The sequence below is a fragment of the Deltaproteobacteria bacterium genome, from assembly GCA_016930875.1.
GTDB lineage: Bacteria > Desulfobacterota > Desulfobacteria > Desulfobacterales.
The window spans coordinates 1-5,017 of record JAFGFW010000190.1; the positions used below are offsets into that span (position 1 = coordinate 1).

Annotated in this window: 6 protein-coding genes; 2 read left to right on the top strand and 4 right to left on the bottom strand. The window is 51.9% G+C overall.

Going from position 1 to position 5,017, the window contains the following annotated elements; genetic code table 11:
* Both JW883_15905 and JW883_15910 read right to left on the bottom strand, forming a co-directional pair.
* A partial coding sequence (locus JW883_15905) for a hypothetical protein (GenBank protein ID MBN1843749.1) occupies positions 1 to 247 on the bottom strand: 247 nt, incomplete at its 3' end.
* Between the two features lie 56 nt (positions 248 to 303).
* Positions 304 to 741 carry a transcriptional repressor gene (locus tag JW883_15910; protein MBN1843750.1) on the bottom strand — a complete coding sequence of 146 codons (438 nt, stop codon included), beginning with the start codon at positions 739 to 741 and terminating at the stop codon, positions 304 to 306.
* A gap of 226 nt (positions 742 to 967) precedes the next feature.
* Between JW883_15910 and JW883_15915 the strand changes: the two genes are divergently transcribed.
* A complete protein-coding gene (locus JW883_15915) occupies positions 968 to 1,201 on the top strand; it encodes a hypothetical protein (GenBank protein ID MBN1843751.1) in 234 nt (77 codons plus the stop codon).
* Positions 1,202 to 1,280: 79 nt separating this feature from the next.
* Here JW883_15915 and JW883_15920 read toward each other — a convergent pair whose 3' ends face one another.
* Together JW883_15920 and JW883_15925 are read right to left on the bottom strand one after the other, a co-directional pair.
* Positions 1,281 to 2,036 carry a TatD family hydrolase gene (locus tag JW883_15920; protein ID MBN1843752.1) on the bottom strand — a complete coding sequence of 252 codons (756 nt, stop codon included), beginning with the start codon at positions 2,034 to 2,036 and terminating at the stop codon, positions 1,281 to 1,283.
* A 24-nt stretch (positions 2,037 to 2,060) separates the two neighbouring features.
* Positions 2,061 to 2,444, bottom strand: coding sequence for a hypothetical protein (locus JW883_15925; protein MBN1843753.1), 384 nt, complete (start codon positions 2,442 to 2,444; stop codon positions 2,061 to 2,063).
* On the opposite strand from JW883_15925, the gene JW883_15930 reads away from it, so the two are divergent.
* Positions 2,427 to 4,907: an endonuclease MutS2 gene (locus JW883_15930; GenBank protein MBN1843754.1), complete on the top strand. Its 2,481-nt coding sequence runs from the start codon at positions 2,427 to 2,429 to the stop codon at positions 4,905 to 4,907. The two genes, JW883_15925 and JW883_15930, sit on opposite strands and share 18 nt — an antisense overlap.
* Positions 4,908 to 5,017 lie beyond the last annotated feature (110 nt).

The window sequence follows — 5,017 nt, forward strand, 5'->3', positions numbered from 1 at the left end:
CATTTTCAGGAGTCGAGGCGCACGCATGGCAAGGCGCGAGGAGGGCGAATAGCAAGCTATTTAACCGACGAGCAACGCAGCCAGGCGTGATGGACCTGCCTGCCGGCCGGCAGGTCGGCGCATCAAAATGTGAGGTTATTTTTGAGCGAGCCCTAAGCCAATACCGAGCCTTAAAAAGCAGGCCTATGATCACAGAGTAAAGGGCATCACCGATGCCGCCGCACTGGCCGCCGCAAAAGATGCACATGCGACACCTCCAGAAATATCCTTGTCAAGATCCTTAATAGACAACATATACGTCATTCAGTTTCCAGCCTTGAGGCAGTCTTCGCAAGTTCCCTCAAATCGGACATCCACACTCTTGATGATCCGTTTGCCCTTTTTTTGATACTTCCCGATATCTACGGGGAGAAACTCCGGCCCCAGACACTCCATGACCCCGCATCGGCTGCACACAAAATGGGGATGGTCAGGATGATGCCGGGTTGCGCCCATTCCATACCTGAAAGCCCTGTCTCCGGCTGAAAGGCGTTTAACCAAACCCTTGTCTACCAGCAAGTCAAGGATGCGATAAAGGGTAACTTTGTTAATAGACATCTGCTCCCGGACAGTCGCCATGATTTCGGCCGCCGCAAGCGGCCTCGATCCCTCCCCGATTGACCTGAAAACTGCCTCACGAAGGGCGGTCGGGTCCACACCATTGCCCTCAAGCATTTCCACGTAGTTGCAATATTCAGACATAATGTTGCTAATAACATGGATGCAACTAAGTTGCAAGGCGCTTTCGGCAAGGCTATTGACCCTGCCAGGGAAGTGATGCCCCCTGGGTTTGCCGATATTGTCCAAAGATCAGTTTGTGGGGAAAATGCTGGGGACGCGGCCTTTCGGGGTCTATGATTTTATGGTTTACGTAGCGTGCAGGGTATACTATTGAGGGTGTTATGTCAAAGAAGGAGCCGGATTTGCTGTGCTCGTTATAAGATGTGCGGCCTGCAAGAGGAAGTTGTGGAAATACGACAAGATCGGCCAGGGAGAGGTTTTGAGATGTCATAAGGATAGAATCGTAAGGATGTACGATATAGGGAGAGATAAAGATAGGGTGAAGTGCTTGTGCGGCAAGGACATCGGCATCGACAAAGGAAGCCACATCAAGATGATCGGCAGTGCATTTACCTGTACCGGCACAAAGAGAAATAGCTAGTGTCCATCCATAAATGGCCCTTTTCTCCGCCTCCGGCGGATCAATCTGCGGGGATCGCTTGTGCGGCGTACCAATGGCTTTAGGAAAAACCCTCTAAGTCGAAACAGGCTCTTGCGTTTCGGGTAGTTTGCTCAGCTATTTCTTCTTGGGTGATCCCCCTGACTCTGGCCACCTCCGCCAAGGTGACCTGTACATGGACAGGCCTTGTGGCCAACTCCCGATATTGAACCGGGGTATCGGTCTCGAGTAGCAGGTTGGAAAGGGGCACTGCATTGATGGCCTTTTCATGGTACGGGTTGTACAGGAGCGCCGGGGTGGCAGACATATAGTAGCCGGCAGCGGCGATAAGAGGAATCAAGTCAAGAGGACCGCTGTACCAGTGAAAGACCGCTTTTTTTAAACCCGCCTCTTTGACCATGCGAAAAACCGTCTCGTGTGAATACCGGCAATGCAGTATCATCGGCTTGTCATGTTTTTTTGCTATGGAGAGGAGCCTTAGAAAGATGGCCTTTTGCACCTTTTTCTTTGTCTTTGCCTTATAGTCAAGTCCCACCTCGCCAAGGGCAATACAATGAGACAGGTTCTTGTCAATATGGGCAAGTGTCTCGTCATCGTTTTTCGGGTTTAGACGCCACGGATGATACCCCACGGCCGGAAAGACGAATCCCGGATTCTGGCCTGCTATTTCCAAGGTTTTCTGGTTGGACGAGATGTCTTGTCCTACGGCCACAATGGCCAGGACGCCACCTTCCTTGGCCTCCGTTATGACATCCTGTGGATCAGGGAATTCATCCAAATGGGCGTGGGTGTCTATGACAGACGGTGCTTTTTTCACGTTTGCCGGCTTCCGTCGTTCTGTTTACTTCTCATAGATGTAAATATGCTCTATCCCGGGTTTAAGGAAAAAGGTGCTCATCTTGACCTTCTTTTCATTTGGCGAAAAACTGATGACGGTTTTCTTTTCACAGACCACGCGTTCCAGGCTCTTGATGTCTTTGAGTTCAATCGTGGGATTGCTGCAGAAAGCCACCTCAACAGCGTGATCATCATTCATGCCCACCATGTCCACCGGGCCCTCCGGATAGCGTGGATTACGAAATGCAGGAACGGGGCGCAGTCCTTGCTCCTTTAAGAAACCGAAAAGGACGCATCGAATGGTCTCTTTAACGACAGTATCCCTAATTTGTCCCTTGGGAATCGCTCTGATGGCCTGCAATATCTTCTTTTGGATCTCGTCTTTCATGCTTATCTTAACCTGGCCGACTGTTTTGCCGTTGACAACCAATACCTGAGACGCTATGGCTGGTCAACTATAATCTTGGTCCAGGTTTTGAACAACCATCTATATCAAACCTTAGAATTCGGCAAGGTCCTTGACGACCTGACCCGCCGGAGCCATTGCCCCCTTTCTGCCGAGCGTCTTCGGCAACTAAAACCCCTTTCAAGCCTCGAACTGGTCAGAAAGGGCCTGGGAAGAATCTCCGAGATTCGCACCCTTATGGACTCAGGTGGTTCCTTTCCAATGGATACTTTCAACGACGTCAGTAGCTATCTGCAATCAGCAGCCGTTGAGGGAAGCTATCTGGATGCAAAGGCTTTTCGCGAGATTCATAGAATCCTGGGGTTAGGGAGAGGACTTCACAGTTTTTTCAGAGAAAACCGGCAGGATTTCCCCCTCCTTTGTGAGGTCGCCAAAGGACTTAGCTCCAACCCCGGCCTGATGCAAGAAATAGACAGGGCAATCGACCTAAGTTCTTTGGAGATTCGGGACCGGGCAAGCCCGGCTCTTGGCGCCATCCGTCGCGAGAAAGCCAAGGCCATTGAACGAGCGCGAAGGCAACTGGAGAGCCTGCTTCACAGGCTGGCGCATAAAGGTATCCTCCAGGAACGCTTCATCACCATGCGATCCGGGCGGTGGGTACTCCCGGTAAAAGAGAGCCACAAGCACTTGGTGGAAGGGGTTTTGCACGACAAGTCGGCAAGCGGAGCAACCGTTTTTGTGGAGCCCCTCAATACACTGGAGCTCAACAACCAGATTCGCCGCCTTGAAGCAGAAGAGCGTCATGAAATTGAAAGGGCGCTTCGTGCCTTGACCGATATTGTTCGCAAAGATCTGAGTGAATTGGAACAAAACTTTGAGATCCTGGTCAGCCTTGATTGCATTTACGCTGCAGCCCTGGCGTCAAAGGCAATGAATCAACATGAGCCCGCCCTAAACACCCGGGGGGCGCTCAAGATCAAGAATGGGCGTCACCCGCTGCTTGTTCTGAAAAAATCGCCTTTGTCGGATGTGGTCCCCCTGAATCTCGCAATCGGAGAAGGCTTTAACACACTGGTCATAACCGGACCAAATGCCGGCGGAAAGACAGTGGCGCTAAAGACACTGGGGCTCCTGGCCCTCATGGTTTCGTGCGGGCTTCATATACCCGCAGATGCCGATTCAGAGGTGCCGATCTTTGATAGCATCTTCGCTCACGTGGGAGACGCACAGTCTATCGAGATGGACCTTTCCACTTTTTCCGCCCATCTTTACGAGATCAAGGCCATTGTTGAGGAAGCATCCTCCAGAGACCTGGCGCTTATTGACGAGATCGGAACCGGCACTGATCCGGAGGAAGGGGCTGCCCTGGCCATGGCTGTGCTGGAAGCGCTGACTGCCCGTGGAGTCGTCACCGTGGTGACAACCCATCATGGCGCGCTAAAGGCCTTTGCCCATGAAACCGCCGGTATTGCGAACGGATCCATGGCCTTTGACAGTCAATCACTCACCCCGACATACGAGTTTCGTGCTGATCTTCCCGGTTCCAGCTACGCTTTTGAGATCGCCAGACGCATGGGCCTTCCGGAAACCATTGTCTCGCGTTCCAGGTCTCTGATGGGAACCCAGACAAATCGATTGGAGGAGTTAATTCTAACAATCGAACAACAGATCGAGGATAACAGACAACTGGGAAGGGATCTGGAAGAGGAAAGAACCATGGTGGACAGGTTGAGGCAGCATTACGAGACGGAAAGCGCACGCCTGGCAGGCCACGTAAAGGAACTGCGCCACAAGGCGGTCGAAAAGGCCAGCGACATCATAAGGCAGGCAAATGCCACTGTGGAAAATGCCATACGCACGATTAGAGAAAAAGGCGCCAGCAAAGAAGCCATCCGTGAAGCCAGATTACTTGTCGATGAGGAAAGAACGGCTCTTGAAAAGAAGTTTGAAATCCTGACGTTTGACGAGAAATTCCATGGAAAAAACCAGCTTTCGAGTAAACTCCGGCCCGGAAACCGGGTTTATTGGAAACAAAGTGGCGTGCTCGGGACGGTGTTATCTGATCAGGATCAGGCCGGCCGCGTACTTATTGCCTTTGGGAAGCTCAAGGCCCATGTGCCAAGAGATGAATTGAGCATGGCCAAAGATGCCGAGGAGTCTTGCGCCGATCGAATCCTTGGTGTTCAGACCCATGCCCCGGAAAACGTTCGGACTGAAATTGACATTCGCGGGATGCGCGTGGAGGAAGCTTTAAGTGTGGTAGATAAATCCCTGGACGATGCTGTGTTGGCCGGTCTAAAGGAGCTTCGGATCATCCATGGAGTGGGAACCGGCGCCCTTCGCAACAGTCTCGCGCCGTTTTTGAGACAGCATCCCCTTGTGTTGGGAACCCGCCAGGGAGGTCCTCATCAGGGGGGTCCTGGTGTTACGATTGTGGAGATATAGAACGTAACCGTTCACGGTTACAAAAAAATGAACATCGAACATCGAACGTCCAATCGCTCGACCTTGAGGCTCTCGACAGGCATCGAACCTTGAATGGGAAAAGATGAAGA